Source organism: Plantactinospora sp. CA-294935, from assembly GCF_050936445.1.
GTDB lineage: Bacteria > Actinomycetota > Actinomycetes > Mycobacteriales > Micromonosporaceae > Plantactinospora.
On the sequence record NZ_JBNJMU010000001.1, the window covers coordinates 1022319 to 1036323 of the forward strand.

General features: G+C 72.3%; 11 protein-coding genes. 2 read left to right on the top strand and 9 right to left on the bottom strand.

What is annotated here, in order from left to right; translation table 11 throughout:
• The first annotated feature begins 36 nt into the window (after positions 1 to 36).
• Positions 37 to 1251 carry an ABC transporter substrate-binding protein gene (locus tag ACQEVC_RS04520; protein WP_432873626.1) on the top strand — a complete coding sequence of 405 codons (1215 nt, stop codon included), beginning with the start codon at positions 37 to 39 and terminating at the stop codon, positions 1249 to 1251.
• Between the two features lie 603 nt (positions 1252 to 1854).
• Here ACQEVC_RS04520 and ACQEVC_RS04525 read toward each other — a convergent pair.
• The 5 genes from ACQEVC_RS04525 to ACQEVC_RS04545 all read right to left on the bottom strand — a co-directional run bounded on the left by ACQEVC_RS04525 (position 1855) and on the right by ACQEVC_RS04545 (position 8398).
• Entirely contained in the window at positions 1855 to 2442 is a 588-nt protein-coding gene (locus tag ACQEVC_RS04525; protein WP_101369592.1) for a GTP-binding protein, read from the bottom strand.
• Between the two features lies 1 nt (position 2443).
• A complete protein-coding gene (locus ACQEVC_RS04530) occupies positions 2444 to 2821 on the bottom strand; it encodes a DUF742 domain-containing protein (RefSeq protein WP_101371820.1) in 378 nt (125 codons plus the stop codon).
• 107 nt (positions 2822 to 2928) lie between these two features.
• A complete protein-coding gene (locus tag ACQEVC_RS04535; protein ID WP_130465005.1) occupies positions 2929 to 3333 on the bottom strand; it encodes a roadblock/LC7 domain-containing protein in 405 nt (134 codons plus the stop codon).
• Positions 3330 to 6734 carry a nitrate- and nitrite sensing domain-containing protein gene (locus ACQEVC_RS04540; protein WP_432873628.1) on the bottom strand — a complete coding sequence of 1135 codons (3405 nt, stop codon included), beginning with the start codon at positions 6732 to 6734 and terminating at the stop codon, positions 3330 to 3332. The genes ACQEVC_RS04535 and ACQEVC_RS04540 overlap by 4 nt, the downstream gene beginning before the upstream one ends.
• A gap of 584 nt (positions 6735 to 7318) precedes the next feature.
• Entirely contained in the window at positions 7319 to 8398 is a 1080-nt protein-coding gene (locus ACQEVC_RS04545; RefSeq protein WP_432873630.1) for an adenosine deaminase, read from the bottom strand.
• A 105-nt stretch (positions 8399 to 8503) separates the two neighbouring features.
• Between ACQEVC_RS04545 and ACQEVC_RS04550 the strand changes: the two genes are divergently transcribed.
• Positions 8504 to 9364, top strand: a complete 861-nt coding sequence (locus tag ACQEVC_RS04550; RefSeq protein ID WP_432873632.1) for a putative RNA methyltransferase — start codon at positions 8504 to 8506, stop codon at positions 9362 to 9364.
• Positions 9365 to 9375: 11 nt separating this feature from the next.
• On the opposite strand, the gene ACQEVC_RS04555 is transcribed toward ACQEVC_RS04550, so the two are convergent.
• From ACQEVC_RS04555 to ACQEVC_RS04570, 4 genes are all read right to left on the bottom strand, one after another.
• Complete coding sequence (locus ACQEVC_RS04555) at positions 9376 to 10056, bottom strand: DUF4272 domain-containing protein (protein WP_432873634.1); 681 nt, start codon at positions 10054 to 10056, stop codon at positions 9376 to 9378.
• Positions 10057 to 10275: 219 nt separating this feature from the next.
• A complete protein-coding gene (locus tag ACQEVC_RS04560) occupies positions 10276 to 11556 on the bottom strand; it encodes a thymidine phosphorylase (protein WP_432873635.1) in 1281 nt (426 codons plus the stop codon).
• 396 nt (positions 11557 to 11952) lie between these two features.
• On the bottom strand, positions 11953 to 12657 hold the full coding sequence (locus ACQEVC_RS04565; RefSeq protein WP_432891024.1) for a cytidine deaminase: 705 nt from the start codon (positions 12655 to 12657) through the stop codon (positions 11953 to 11955).
• 30 nt (positions 12658 to 12687) lie between these two features.
• Positions 12688 to 13965 carry an ABC transporter permease gene (locus ACQEVC_RS04570; RefSeq protein WP_432873637.1) on the bottom strand — a complete coding sequence of 426 codons (1278 nt, stop codon included), beginning with the start codon at positions 13963 to 13965 and terminating at the stop codon, positions 12688 to 12690.
• Between the last annotated feature and the right edge of the window lie 40 nt (positions 13966 to 14005).

Sequence of the window (14005 nt, forward strand, 5' to 3'; positions counted from 1 at the left end):
GCGGCACCTACGACCAGCGCAGGGAGGGTGGCGACGATGGCCGGACCGGCAGTGCAGGCGTGGACACTGAGCCGGCGCGGCCTCCTGGCGGCGGCCGCCACCACGCTGCTCGCCGCCTGCGGACGCGACGACGAGGACCGGGGCGGACCGCGCGGGCCCGGTTCGACCGAGCTGCTCGTCGGCGCCAGCCTCGAACTGACCGGCCCCGGCCGGGTACTCGGCGTACTCCAGGAACGGGCGCTGAAGATCACGGCCGACAAGCTCAACGAGCAGGGCGTACCCGTCGGCAACCTGCGCCGCAACATCCGGCTGGTGATCCGGGACAACGCCAGCGAACCGCGGCTCGCCGCCCAGCACGCGACCGAGCTGGCCACTCGGGAGAACGTGCACGCGCTGGTCGGCGGGTGCCTCGCCGAGACCTCCCTGGCGATCATCCCGATCGCGCAGCAGCAACAGGTGCCGTTCATCTCCTTCGCCGCCGCCGACAACATCAACGTGCCGCTGGCGCAGCGGACGTACATCTTCAAACTCACCCCGGACGCCCGCGACGTGGCACGGGCGTTGGCCCGGCTGATTCGCTCGCAGGGCTTCGAACGGGTCGGTCTGCTGGCCGCGCCAGGGGCGCACGGAGATTCGGGCGTACGGGCCCTCACAGCGGCCCTGAAGTCCGTGGACGTCGACCTCGTCAAGGTGACCCGGCTGCCCCTGCCCGAGAACGCCGACTACCGCCCGGCGGTCCGGAAGGTGACCGACCCCGATCCCGAGGCGGTGGTCGTCTGGGGCACCGCGCCGTTCTCCGGCAAGGCGGCCCGGGTGCTGCGGCAGGCCGACTACGAGGGCCGGATCTTCTTCGACGCCGGGGCGGTCGCCGAGGACACCCTGTCGGAGGCGAACGCACCGGCGGTCGAGGGCGCGTACGCCGTGCACCCCGGCTCGCTGGGCAGCTCCTCGCTGACGAACACCAGCACGGCCGGGCTGGACCGGCGAGACTTCGTCTACCGCTACATCCACCTGCACGGCTCGTTCAGCGGGTTCGCACCATACGCGTCGGACTCGCTGCGACTGATCGTCAACGCCGCACGGCTCGGCAAGAGCGTCGACCGGGGTCGGCTGCGCGCCTACCTGGGGAACCAGATCACCGAGGGGATCGCCGGGGCGTACTCGTTCGCGCCGATCCGGCACGGCGGGATGGAGCCGGACTCGCTCGGCGTCTTCACCGTGGTCTCCGGCGCCTGGAGCCGGGTCTCCTGACCAACGGGGCCGCAGCGTTCTGAACCAGGTCTACGCGAGCGCGCCTTCCCGCGGCCGGCCTTTCCGCCGGGTGCGATCACCGCCGGGTGCGATCACCGCCGTGCCGCGATGGCGGCGGCAGCCGAGCGGCCGGCAGCGGACTCGCGCGGTCCGCTCCCCGAGGGTGAGCATCCGATCCGGATACCGGTCGACCGGCTCTCCGGGCAGCGCTGCCGCCGGAACCGGCCCTCGGCCCGCCTCGCCTCGCTCGGCCGTTCCCCCGAGGTCCGTCACCGGGTGCGGGTGCGGGAACTCGTCCGGAACCGGCCCTCGGCCCGCCTCGCGTCGCTCGGCCGTTCCCCCGAGGTCCGTCACCGGGTGCGGGTACCGGAACTCCGCCGGGTCGGCTCGCGGCGTGACTGGCGGGCGTCGTGCGGCACCGGTGGCCATCCGCCGCTACGACGCCGCCACCGCAGTGGACGGTGCCGGACGGCCCGGCGGATGGCGCGTTCCGCGCCGTCGCCACCGGCACGCGGGCAGCCGGCCACCCGGCACGGGCCGGGTGACCTCGTCGGGCGTACCGGCCGATGACCGGGCCGCCGCGACGGGCGAGGTGCTCGCCGGTCAGGCCGGGGCGACGGCGCGCGAGCGCCGCATGGTGAGCACGTACTCGACCAGCGAGATCAGCACGTGCTTGGTCGACTCCCGGTTGCGGGCGTCACACGCGACCACCGGCACCTCGTTCGAGATCGCCAGCGCGTCCCGCACGTCCTGCGGGTCGTGGTACTGCATCCCGTCGAAGCAGTTGATCGCCACGAGGTACGGCAGTCGCCGGTGCTCGAAGAAGTCGATGGCCGCGAAGCAGTCGGCCAGCCGGCGGGTGTCCACCAGGACAACCGCACCGATCGCTCCCCGCACCAGTTCGTCCCACATGAACCAGAACCGCGTCTGGCCCGGGGTGCCGAACAGGTAAAGGATGAGATCCCGGTCGATCGAGATCCGACCGAAGTCCATCGCGACCGTGGTGGTCGTCTTGCCCGGCACCTGGCGGGTGTCATCGACACCCACACCAGCCGACGTCATGATCGCCTCGGTGGTCAGCGGCGTGATCTCCGAGACCGAACCGACCAGTGTTGTCTTGCCGACGCCAAAGCCACCGGCGATGACGATCTTCGCCGATGTCACGCGCCCGGCCGTTGGGCGGTGCGACATGTCAGAGCCTGCGAAGTCCACTCAGCACCCTCTCCAGCAGTTCAGTGCCCACCGCGTCGTTTGAGTCGTCCAGAATTGTCGGTTCGTGCACCGCCACCAGGCCATCGGCGGCCATGTCGGCGATCAGGACCCGAGCCACTCCGAGCGGTAACTGCATCCGCGCCGCGATCTCCGCGAGCGACTGCAGCCGACCATCACACAGCGCGGCGATGTATTGATGCTCCCGGCCCTGGCCGCCATTGCCGTTACCGGCGGACCGACCGCGCACCGTCGTCTCGACGAGCGCCTCCAGGGCAATGTCGAGCCTCGGCCTGGTACGACCACGGGTAACGGCATATGGCCTCACCAGCGCGCCCGTCGGCTCGTCGCGTTCGGCCATCATCGCCGTTCACCCCCTTCTCGTCGTACCCGAGACTCAAAGCCTGGAGTTCGTCATTGTTCCATTGTCGTCGCACCGGCCAGCGAACCACACCGGCCGGGTACCACCTAGCTCAGCATCCCCGCGGCGGCCCGGGTCGGTGGCGTCAACGCGTCACCCACCCGGTCGACGAGCAGTGCCATCTCATATCCCACCTGTCCGACGTCACAGCTCCGGGCGGCGAGCACCGCGAAGGACGAGCCGTCCGAGATGGACATCAGGAACAGGAAACCATTGTCCATCTCGACAACCGTCTGCAGCACCGCCCCACCCTCGAAGCAGCGCGCCGCCCCCTGGGTGAGGCTGACCAGGCCGGACGCGATCGCGGCGAGCTGATCCGCCCGGTCGCGCGGAAGGTCCCGTGACGACGCCAGGAGCAGGCCGTCCGCGGAGACGGCGATCGCGTGGGCGACGCCGGGCACACGATCGGCGAAGTTGGCCAAAAGCCAACCGAGATCCTGCGTAGATGTCATCCTTCATGCTCCTTCTGGCCGCTTGCGGTCGCGGGGCCCACCTCGGCCTGCGAGGACTGCTGCCCTGCCGGAGTCGCCTCCGGGTTAATCGACTGGTCGTCCGTCGGGTGCGTGCGGCCACGCTGCACCCCACGGTGGTACGCGGACAAGAGCCCGCGCACCGCCTCCGGCGTACGACGCTGCACCGGGGTGGTTGGCTTCTCCACGGCTCCGGGCACCAACTGGGCCATCGGCACCCGCTTGGGCAGTCCGGTCTGGGTGGTCTGGCTACCCGTGGTGGCGGCTGCCGTAGCCGCCATGGCTGCCCGCCAACCGTCGTCGGCAGCCGTACGCCAGCCGCCGTCACCCGGCCGTCCGGTGCCGTTGGTGATCGGCCCACTCCCCGGCTGCTGGCCACCGGGCCTCGGGCTGTTCACCGTTGCCGCATTGCCTGTCGGTACGGGTCCGGCCTGGGCCGCGTCGGGGACGGCGGTGTCCACCGCGACGGCCTGGCCGGGCGCCTGGGAAGCCGCACCGGCTCCCTGCGGCTGTCCACCGGTCTCCTCGGGCTTCCGGCGGGTGCGGAACCAGGCCGACTCCAACTCGCGGAAGATCGGCAGTTCCATGGTCTCGTCGGCGAACTTCGGCCGGGCCTCCACGTTGGCCGCGGCGTCCGCCGCCGACGGCCGAGCCATCCGAGGCAGCTCGGCGGTCATGTCCAGGGCCGCGGCCAGGCGCTCTGGAACGGGCGGCGCTGCGGCCTCCCGGTCCGGCGTGTTCACCGGCGGCCAGGCCGGCGGCGCGTTGACCGCCGGAGCCGGCGGCTGCGCGGCCGGCGGCACGGCCGGCGACGAGGTCTGACCGAACGGCGGCGCGGAGACCGGCGGTTGCGCGGCCGGCGGCGCCGAGACCGGTGGGATCGGCGGCGCGGAGACGGGCGGCAGCGCGGTTAGCCCGTTCGGCTGCGGATCCGGCGCGGCCGGACGCTGCCGGGGGATGAACCCGGACATCGTCGTCGTCTCGTTCGCCGAGAGGCCGGCCGGGTCCTGCTCGGTGGCCCGCCGCTGCGGCAGCGGCTCGATGTCGTGCCCGTTGGGGATCCGCGGCGTGAACGGGTCACTTCCGTTGCGTCCTGCCCGGGCGCCGGTCAGGTCGGACCAGGCCGGCATCTCCCTGGGCTGGCTCGGGGCGCTGGTCTGCCCGCCGCCGTTCATCGCCGGCTCGTACGGCCGGTCGACGGGCGCGCCGTCGCGGCCGCGACCGCCGCCGAAGCTCGGGGCACGGTCGCCGCCGAGGCCCGGACCACCATCGCCGCCGAAGCTCGGTACCGGCGGCGTGGCCGGACCGCTCTCCAGGGCGAGCGGGGCGCCGAAGGCCGGCCGGGCGGTCGGTTCCGGCATGGGCGGGAGGCCCCCCGGCTGCGTCCGGCCGGAGAGCGCCCGGGGGATCAGCATCGAGGTGGGCAGCGTGACGTCGGCGACGGTCCCCCGGTCGGGGCCGGCCCGCAGCTCGACCTTCACGCCGTGCCGGGAGGCCAGCCGGGCGACCACGACCAGGCCCATCATCCGGGAGACGGTCACGTCGACGGCGGGTGGCGTGGCGAGCCGTTCGTTGAGGTCCTGTAGCTGCTCGGCGGAGATGCCGATGCCCCGGTCCTCGACGAAGAGCGTCGCCCGGTCACCCACCCGACGGGCCTCCACCATCACCTGCGAGTCCGGCGGGGAGAAGGCCGTGGCGTTGTCGAAGAGCTCGGCGACCAGGTGTACCAGGTCGTTGACGGCTGCGGCCTGGACCTCGATGTCCCGGTCGACCATCCCGAACTCGATCCGGGTGTAGTGCTCGACCTCGGACTGCGCCGCCCGGAGCACGTCGATCAGTGCCGCCGGCTCGCGCTGCACCCGGGTCGAGTCGGCACCCGCGAGCACCAGCAGGTTCTCGTCGTTGCGGCGCATCCGGGTGGCCAGGTGGTCGAGCTGGAAGAGCTCGGCCAGCCGGTCCGGGTCCTCCTCGCCCCGCTCCAGCCGGTCCAGGTGACCGATGAGCCGGTCGACCAGGATCTGCGAACGGCGGGCGAGGTTGACGAACATCGTCGCGACCGAGGACCGCAGTGCGGCCTGCTCGGCGGCGGTCCGGACGGCTTCCAGGTGGACGGCGTTGAACGCCTCGGTGACCTGGCCGAACTCGTCCTTGCTGCGTACCGGTAGTGGCTCGGCGATCTGGTTGGCCACCTGCACCGGCGACATCTGCGCGGTCATCTGCGGGTCACGCAGTCGGGACACCGCGTGCGGCAGGCCGTACTGGGCGATGGAGAGCGCGCCGTGCCGCAGCTCGCGCAGCGAGCGGGCCATCGAGCGGGCGACCAGATAGGCGAAGAGCACCGCCAGCAGCAGCATGCTGAGCAGCAGACCGGTCTCCAGGAAGACCTGCCGCTGCACGTCGTCGCGGAGCGCACTCGCCTCGTCGAGCACGTCGGAGTCGAGCCGGCCCTCGACCGAACGGATCAACTGGGCGTTGCCGACCATCGCGGAGTCCCAGTCGTCGGCGTCGAACGGAGCGTCGGCCATGCTCTCGTTCGTCCGGCCCCGGATCCAGCCGCCGTAGCTGTCGACCTCACGCACGTCGGCGCCGGTGACCGTCTCGTCGTAGAAGGCGGACTCGGAGCTGGTGGCGATCGCCTTGAACGTCTGCAACGCCTGCTGCTGACCGGTCTCGGTGGCGATGTAGTCGGTTTGGAGCGCGGCGGTCAGTCGGCCGTCGATCAGGGCGCGGTGCACCACGACCCGCCGCATCGACAGGAACTCCTTGCCGCGCGCGTTGGCGGCGGCGGCCCGCATCCGGTCGCTCAGCGAGGAGTCGCCGGCGAGCTGCGAGGCCAGGTCCCGGATGTTCAGCAGGTCGTTGATCAGACCCTCGTACGACTGCGCCGCGTCGGTCAGCTTGAGCTTGGAGTTGATGACCTGGCTGCGGATCCCCGGCAGGTCGGCCAGGCCCTGGTCGATCTGGGCCAGCAGCGTGTCGAAGTTGCCCGGCAGCTCGTCGAGCTGCGCCCGGCGTTCCGAGTAGGGTCCCTTGGCCTTGTCGACCTCGGGGTGCACCTTGTTGTAGGTGTCCCGGGCCGCCTTGCGGGTGCTCTCGTTGCGCGAGCCGAGCAGCAGCACGGCGCCCGCCCGCTCGTCCTGCAGGTCGTGCACCAGTTCGCCGGAGGTCTGGGCGAGCGTGGCCAGGGTGTGCGCCCGGTTCGCGTCGTCCAACGTCTCCATGTGGTCGACGATGCTGGTCGTACCGACCACGACGACCGCGATGGTCGGCGCGATCATGATCAGACCCAGCTTCGACCAGATCGGCATGTCGCGCAGCCGGCCGGCGACCGGCCAGCGGAGACGCGACAGGAACGGGCTTGCTGTCTTCGGCCGCTTGCTCACGTCACCGCCTTCCCATCCAGTACCCGGCCAAGGGCCCAGGGCACCGCTGATCGACCGACCCGGGCGGGTCGGACCTCCGAGATTCCATCACGCCGCAACTCAAGAAGAAAGCCCAGGTTGTCACCGACTGGAAGCGCATCGGGATGTCCCCGCGATTTGACAGCAGTCTGTCTTTCTGGCGTCACCCAGGGTAGTCACGCATCCTGTCCGTGCTCTACTGCTATCGACCGTCCACAACCGGATGGTCACTGCTCGCCCGCACCCGGGGCCAGTACCGCAACGTATCGAACGTTACCGGCACGGGAAACCCTACGCCCTCGCGTACGGTGGCTGCGTTCGACTCCGGTGTCACTGCCAGCCTGGCACCCGCACAGCGCAGAGAACCATTGCCCGACCGGTCCGCCACGGCAAGGTCGAAGTGCCGGATTACGCGGTCCGTGCGGACCACCGAATGGCCGCCCGGACGGCCGTGCTGACCGGCCCGGCAGTTTTCCCGGCCAAAAGAGATAGCAGACCGGAAATCGTGCGACAACGCCCCCGCTCGGCGGCCGATCCGGGCCCGGCCGTATCGATCGGTGCGACGGTCAGGACAGCAGCTTGGCGTACGCCGGCTTGATCACCTCGTTGATGATGGCGAGCCGCTCGTCGAACGGGATGAAGGCGCTCTTCATCGCGTTGATGGTGAACCACTGCAACTCGGGGTAGCCGTAGCCGAACGCCTCCACCAGCAGCGCCATCTCCCGGGACATCGAGGTGCCGCTCATCAGCCGGTTGTCGGTGTTGACCGTGACCCGGAACCGCAGGTCCCGCAGCAGCCCGATCGGATGCTCCGCGATCGACGGGGCGGCACCGGTCTGCACGTTGGACGACGGGCACAGTTCCAGCGGGATCCGCTTGTCCCGGACGTACGCGGCCAGCCGGCCGAGCACCGGCCGGGCGTCCCCCGGGGTGATGTCGTCGACGATCCGCACCCCGTGCCCCAGCCGGTCGGCACCGCACCACTGGATCGCCTGCCAGATCGAGGGCAGCCCGAACGCCTCGCCGGCGTGGATGGTGAAGTGGAAATTCTCCCGTTGCAGGTATTCGAAGGCGTCCAGGTGCCGGGTGGGCGGAAAGCCCGCCTCCGCACCGGCGATGTCGAAGCCCACCACGCCGGTGTCCCGGTGCCGGACGGCGAGTTCGGCGATCTCCTGCGACCGGGCGGCGTGCCGCATCGCGGTCAGCAACGTGCCGATCCGGATCGGGTACCCGTTCGCCGCCGCCTCGGCCGCGCCCTCGGCGAAGCCCTCCAGCACCGCCTCCACCACGTCGTCGAGGCCGAGGCCCCGCTCCAGGTGCTGCTCCGGGGCGAACCGGACCTCGGCGTAGACCACGCCGTCCACGGCCAGGTCGAGGGCGCACTCGGCGGCCACCCGGCGCAGCCCCTCGGCCGTCTGCATCACCGCCACGGTGTGCGCGAAGGTCTCCAGGTAGCGCTCCAGCGACCCCGAGTCGGCCGCCTCCACGAACCACCGGCCGAGTTCGTCCGGGTCGGTGGTGGGTAACGGATGCCCCACCGCCTCGGCGAGTTCGACCACCGTCGCCGGGCGCAGCCCGCCGTCGAGGTGGTCGTGCAGCAGCGCCTTGGGAACCCGGACGATGTCTTCGTAGCCGATTGCCGCCATGCACCGACCCTAGTGGCCCGGCTGCCCCGGCCAGCGGCGGGACACCGGGCACCGGAGCGGCGGACCACCACCGGCCCCGGCCGGGTCGGGCACTATCGTGACGGAGTGCCACCCGAGGTCCTGCGCCGGCTCCGCTGCCCGGTCTGCGCCCGGCCGCTGGCCGCCGTACCGCCCGCCGCCGTGGTCGCGCTGCGCTGCCCGGCGGGGCACAGCTTCGACCTGGCCCGCCAGGGGTACGTCAACCTGACCGCCGGTCGGGCCACGCACTCCGGGGACAGCCCGGCGATGGTGGCCGCCCGGGAGGAGTTCCTCGGCGCCGGCCACTACGACCTGATCTCGACCGCGCTCGCCGACCTCGCCAGGGCGGTCGCCGGGCCGGCGCTCCAGACGTACCCGGAACTGGTGGTGGACGCCGGAGCCGGCACCGGCCGGCACCTCGGCGCGGTGCTCGACGCCCTGCCCGCCGCCGTCGGGTTGGCCCTGGACGTCTCCAAGCCGGCGCTGCGCCGGGCCGCCCGGGCCCATCCCCGGGCCGGTGCCGCGCTCTGCGACACCTGGCGCGGGCTGCCGCTGGCCGACGGTGCCGCCGGGCTGCTGTTGAACGTCTTCGCCCCACGCAACGGACCGGAGTTCCGCCGGGTACTCCGGCCCGACGGCGCGCTGCTGGTGGTCACGCCGACCGCCGAGCATCTCGGCGAACTGGTCGACCGGCTCGACCTGCTCCGGGTCGACCCGGCCAAGGAGGCCCGGGTCGCCGGCAGCCTGGCCGAGCACTTCACGCCGGGCCCGACGGCGGTGCACCGGGCCACCCTCCGGCTCGACCGGACCGAGGTGCGCACCCTGGTCGGGATGGGACCGAGCGCCTGGCACGCCGAGCCCGACCGGCTCGACCGGCGGATCGACGACCTCCCGGAACCCGTCCAGGTAACCGTCGCGGTCCAGGTGACCGCCCACCACCCCCGCTGACCGCCGGCCGGTCAGGTGGAGAGGTCGACCTCCTCCCACCCGGCGGGCGGGTCGTGGAACGGTCCCCGGAACACCACCGCCCACTCCAGCGCCCACCGCCGCTGGCCGATCGCGTTGCTGTCGATCAGCCCGGGCAGATCCAGCCCCTCCTGCTCGGCCTCCAGATAGCCCCAGTCCAGGCAGTAGTAGAAGTCGAGTACGGCGGCCACCTCCGCGGCGTCCCGAGGCGCCGCCAGGGTGCGGGAGCGCCACTGGCCGAAGGTCTCCCCCGCCGCCAGGTTGGGCAACTGCTCCATCAGCCGCTCGTCGCTGGGCTCCGTCGGGTCGAGGTGCCGGCTCAGCCCGAGTACCCAGGCCAGCGCGAAGATCGCGTCGTGGTGCAGTACGAACGACCGGTGGTCGCCCCGGCTGCCCATCACGAACTGCCACTCCGGCGGTGTCACCTGCTCCACCAGGTGCGAGCCGAGCAGCCAGCTCATCCCGGCCTGCGGCGGCATGCCGAAGCACCGCGCCAGCACCAGGTGCAGTACGGCTGTCCGGGCCTCGATCTCGGCGGTGGGCCGGAGTTCGACCGCGTCGCCCGGCTCCCACACCAGCGGAAACTGGGACGGCGGCACGGGCAGCCCCAACCGCTGCAACTCGGCCACGTTCGCGGCCCGGACCGCCTGCGGGTCGGGAGCGGATACGGTCACAGCGTGGTTTCCCGTCACCTCGGAGTCGCCTCGGGCGCCCACGGCACCCCCGGCACCGGATGCGGTGTGGACCCGGTAGTCGAGCCGACTCAGCACCCCGTGCTACCCCCCGGCGACGGAGGATAGCCGGTCGGCAGCGCGTACACCATGGGTGCCCGGCGTGGCAGCCGCGCGGGTGGAAGTCGACGGACAGCCCGCCGATCCCGACCCGGCCGACGGCTAACCGATCCGGTCGATGACCAGGGCCGGCAGGGTCGGCGGCTCGGCCGAGATCGACACCGCCTCGGCGGCGACGGCGCGGGCCGCCGGAATCCGGCCCGCGTCGTCGGCCCGCAGCTCGTAGAGCGGCTCGCCGGCCCGTACCGGATCTCCCGGCTTGCGGTGCAGCAGCACGCCGGCCCCGGCGCTGACCGGGTCCTCCTTACGGGCCCGCCCCGCGCCGAGCCGCCATGCGGCGATCCCGATCCGGTACGCGTCGACGGCGGCCAGGTAACCGTCCCGGTCGGCCCGGACGACCTCCACCTCCGGGGCGACCGGCAACGGGGCCTCCGGATCCCCACCCTGGGCCCGGATCATCGCCCGCCAGACGTCCATGGCCCGGCCGTCCCGCAGCGCCCGCTCCGGATCGGCGTCCGGCAGCCCGGCCGCCACCAGCATCTCCCGGGCCAGCCGCAGGGTCAGCTCCCGCACGTCGGCCGGCCCGCCGCCGGCCAGCACCTCGACCGACTCGGCCACCTCGACCGCGTTGCCCACGGCCAGCCCCAACGGCGTCGACATGTCGGTCAGCAGGGCGACCGTCCGGACCCCGTGTGCGCCGCCCAGCTCCACCATGGTCCGGGCCAGCTCCCGGGCATCCGCCTCCGACTTCATGAACGCGCCGGAGCCGACCTTCACGTCCAGCACCAGGGCCCCGGTACCCTCCGCGATCTTCTTGCTCATGATCGAGCTGGCGATCAGCGGGATGGCCTCCACCGTGCCGGTGACGTCGCGCAGCGCGTACAGCTTGCGGTCGGCCGGGGCGAGCCGCTCGCCCGCCGCACAGATCACCGCGCCGACCTCACCCAACTGGGCGATGAACTCGTCGTTGCCCAGCGCGGCCCGCCAGCCCGGGATCGACTCCAGCTTGTCCAGGGTCCCCCCGGTGTGCCCCAGCCCCCGCCCGGAAAGCTGCGGTACCGCGGCACCGCACGCCGCCACCAACGGAGTGAGCGGCAGCGTGATCTTGTCGCCGACCCCACCCGTGGAGTGCTTGTCCACGGTCGGCCGGCGTACCCCGGAGAGGTCCAGCCGGTCTCCGCTGCCGATCATCGCGGCTGTCCAGCGGGCGATCTCGCCCGGCGTCATGCCGCGGAGCAGGATCGCCATGGCCAGCGCGGACATCTGCTCGTCGGCCACCCGCCCCCGGGTGTACGCGTCGACCACCCAGTCGATCTGCTCGTCGGACAGCGTCCCGCCGTCCCGCTTGACCCGGATCACGTCGACCGCGGCGAACCCACTCACAGCTTCCTCTTCCCCACCTGCTTGTCGAAACCCCAGACCTGCCTGTCGAAACCCCAGACCTGCTGGTCGAGACCCCAGACCTGCGTGTCGAGACCCCGGTCTCCTGTCGATCGAGACCACGAACCCGGCACCGGCCCACGGTCAGTGCCCACCGAGCCGGGGCCTGCCGTGCCCGGCGGAGGGATCAAGCCTGACCGCCCGGAGCCGGGCACGGCAGGCCCCGGCCCACCCCGCGCCAGGCCGGCTCCGCCCCACGCGGCCCGGCCACCGCGAACCCCGGAAACCCGGCCACCGCGAACCCCGGAAACCCGGCCACCGTGAACCCAGAAAGACCGGCCACCGCGAACCCCGGCCACCGCGAACCCCGGAAACCCCCGGCCACGACGAACCCGGAGATCAGTCGCCCCAACGCCGAGGGATCTCGACCGGCGGCTCCGCCTCACCCGCCCAGAACATCGCCCCGTCCGCGTCGACCACCACCACCCGGGGCGTACGCGCCTGGCCCCAGGTCACCGCCTCGGCCGGGTCGTCCCAGGTCGGCGCCTCCTCGAGTACCCCGGTCTGCGCCCCTTCGGCGTCCCCGGCGGCCCGCTCCCAGTACCCGGTCCAGACCTGCCGCCCGCCCGAGACGTCCGGATGCACGAAGACGGTGCCCCGCCCCCGCCAGGCGGCCAGTTCCTCCGGTACCGGAGGCACCTTCACCGACGCCGCGATCGCCTCCAGATCTTCCACCCCGAACGCGTGCGGCAGCAGCTCGGCCATCCGCAGCGGCACCGGCTCCGCCTCGATCAGGCACTCCGGCCCACCGTTCTCCCAGAGCAGTTGCCGGCACCGGCCACACGGCATCAACGGCTCACCGGTCGCCCCGACGCACGAGAGCGCGACGAGCCGCCCCCCGCCGGAGGCGTGCAGCGCGGACACCACCCCGCACTCGGCGCAGAGCGTCACCCCGTACCCGGCGTTCTCGACGTTGCAGCCGACCACCACCCGGCCGTCGTCGACCAGCGCCGCCGCCCCGACCGGGAAGTTCGAGTACGGCGCGTACGCGTGCCGCATCACGTCGGTCGCCGCGGCCCGCAGCTTCGCCCAGTCAATCTCCATGGTCACGCCCCCATCCTGCCCCGCCGCTGGTCAGCCCTTGATGTAGGGCTTACCGTCCGCGGCCGGCGCCCGCACCTTGCCGACCAGGCCGGCGACGGCCAGCAGGGTGGCGAGGTACGGCAGCATCGCCAGGAACTCGCTGGGAATGCTGCTGTCGATCGCGCCCAGGTACGTCCCGAGCTGGTCCGCGAAGCCGAAGAAGAGCGCCGCCAGCAGCGCCCCCGTCGGGCTCCACCGGCCGAAGATCAGTGCCGCCAGCGCGATGAAGCCCTTGCCGCCGATCATGTTCTTGCTGAAGGTGTAGAGCGCCAGCGTGTAGGAGGCGCCGCCCAGCCCGGCGACCATGCCGGCGAGCAACACGTTCCGGTAGCGCAGCGCCAGCACCTTCACCCCGAGGGTGTCGGCGGCGGTCGGGTGCTCACCCACCGAGCGGGTCCGCAGCCCCCACCGGGTACGGAACAGCGCGACGTGGATCACCACCACCAGGATCAGGGCCAGGTAGAGGAAGATGTTGCCCCGGAACAGCGCCGGCCCGAGCACCGGGATGTCGGACAGCACCGGGATCGGCCACGCCTCGAACCTCGGCGGCTGGTTGTACTTCGCCGCCTCCGGCTGCATCAGCCGCTCGTAGAGGAAGCCGGTCAACCCGACCGCGAAGAGGTTGAGCACGATCCCCATCACCACCTGGTCGACCAGGTAGCGGATGGTGAAGATCGCCAGCAGCAGCGAGATCAGCGCGCCGCCCAGCGCCGCGGCGATCAGCCCGACCCAGGCGCTCGCCGCGATGGTGCCGACCAGGGCACCGGCGAAGGCGCCCATCAGCAACTGGCCCTCGATCGCCACGTTCACCACGCCGGACCGCTCGCAGAGCACCCCGGCCAGGGCACCGAAGATCAGCGGCAGGGCCAGGACGAAGGTACCCCGGACGATGTTGACCAGCGGCATGAAGTTCTGCCCGGTCGGCGCGGCCGACACCTGCCAGCAGAGGAACGAGAGCACCACCCCGACCACCGCCACGCCGAGCAGCGGCACGAACCAGCGCTTCGGCAGCCCGGCCAGCAGTGCCGCGCCGGCCGCCGCCGCGACCAGCCCGAACAGGATCGCCCCCACGGTGCCGTCGACGGACAGCGCCGCGCCGCCGGCATCCTCGCTGAGCGTGAACCGCGCGTCCGCGCCGGTGGCCTGCGCACCGAAGAGCACCGCCGCGACCAGGCCGAGCAGTACGGCACCGGCGCCGACCTTGCGGTCCCGGGTCCAGAAGCCCGGCCGTACGGTGACGGTCAGCTCCTCGACAGTCATGGTCGACATCAGCGCCGCCTTCCGTTCGCGACTGCGGGGCTCGCAAGCT

Excerpts from the sequence above, each read along its gene's own strand:
- ACQEVC_RS04570 (WP_432873637.1), bottom strand. The coding sequence starts at position 13,965 with ATGTCGACCATGACTGTCGAGGAGCTGACCGTCACCGTACGGCCGGGC.
- ACQEVC_RS04520 (WP_432873626.1), top strand. The coding sequence starts at position 37 with ATGGCCGGACCGGCAGTGCAGGCGTGGACACTGAGCCGGCGCGGCCTC.
- ACQEVC_RS04535 (WP_130465005.1), bottom strand. The coding sequence starts at position 3,333 with ATGACATCTACGCAGGATCTCGGTTGGCTTTTGGCCAACTTCGCCGAT.
- ACQEVC_RS04545 (WP_432873630.1), bottom strand. The coding sequence starts at position 8,398 with ATGGCGGCAATCGGCTACGAAGACATCGTCCGGGTTCCCAAGGCGCTG.
- ACQEVC_RS04530 (WP_101371820.1), bottom strand. The coding sequence starts at position 2,821 with ATGGCCGAACGCGACGAGCCGACGGGCGCGCTGGTGAGGCCATATGCC.
- ACQEVC_RS04565 (WP_432891024.1), bottom strand. The coding sequence starts at position 12,657 with ATGGAGATTGACTGGGCGAAGCTGCGGGCCGCGGCGACCGACGTGATG.
- ACQEVC_RS04525 (WP_101369592.1), bottom strand. The coding sequence starts at position 2,442 with ATGTCGCACCGCCCAACGGCCGGGCGCGTGACATCGGCGAAGATCGTC.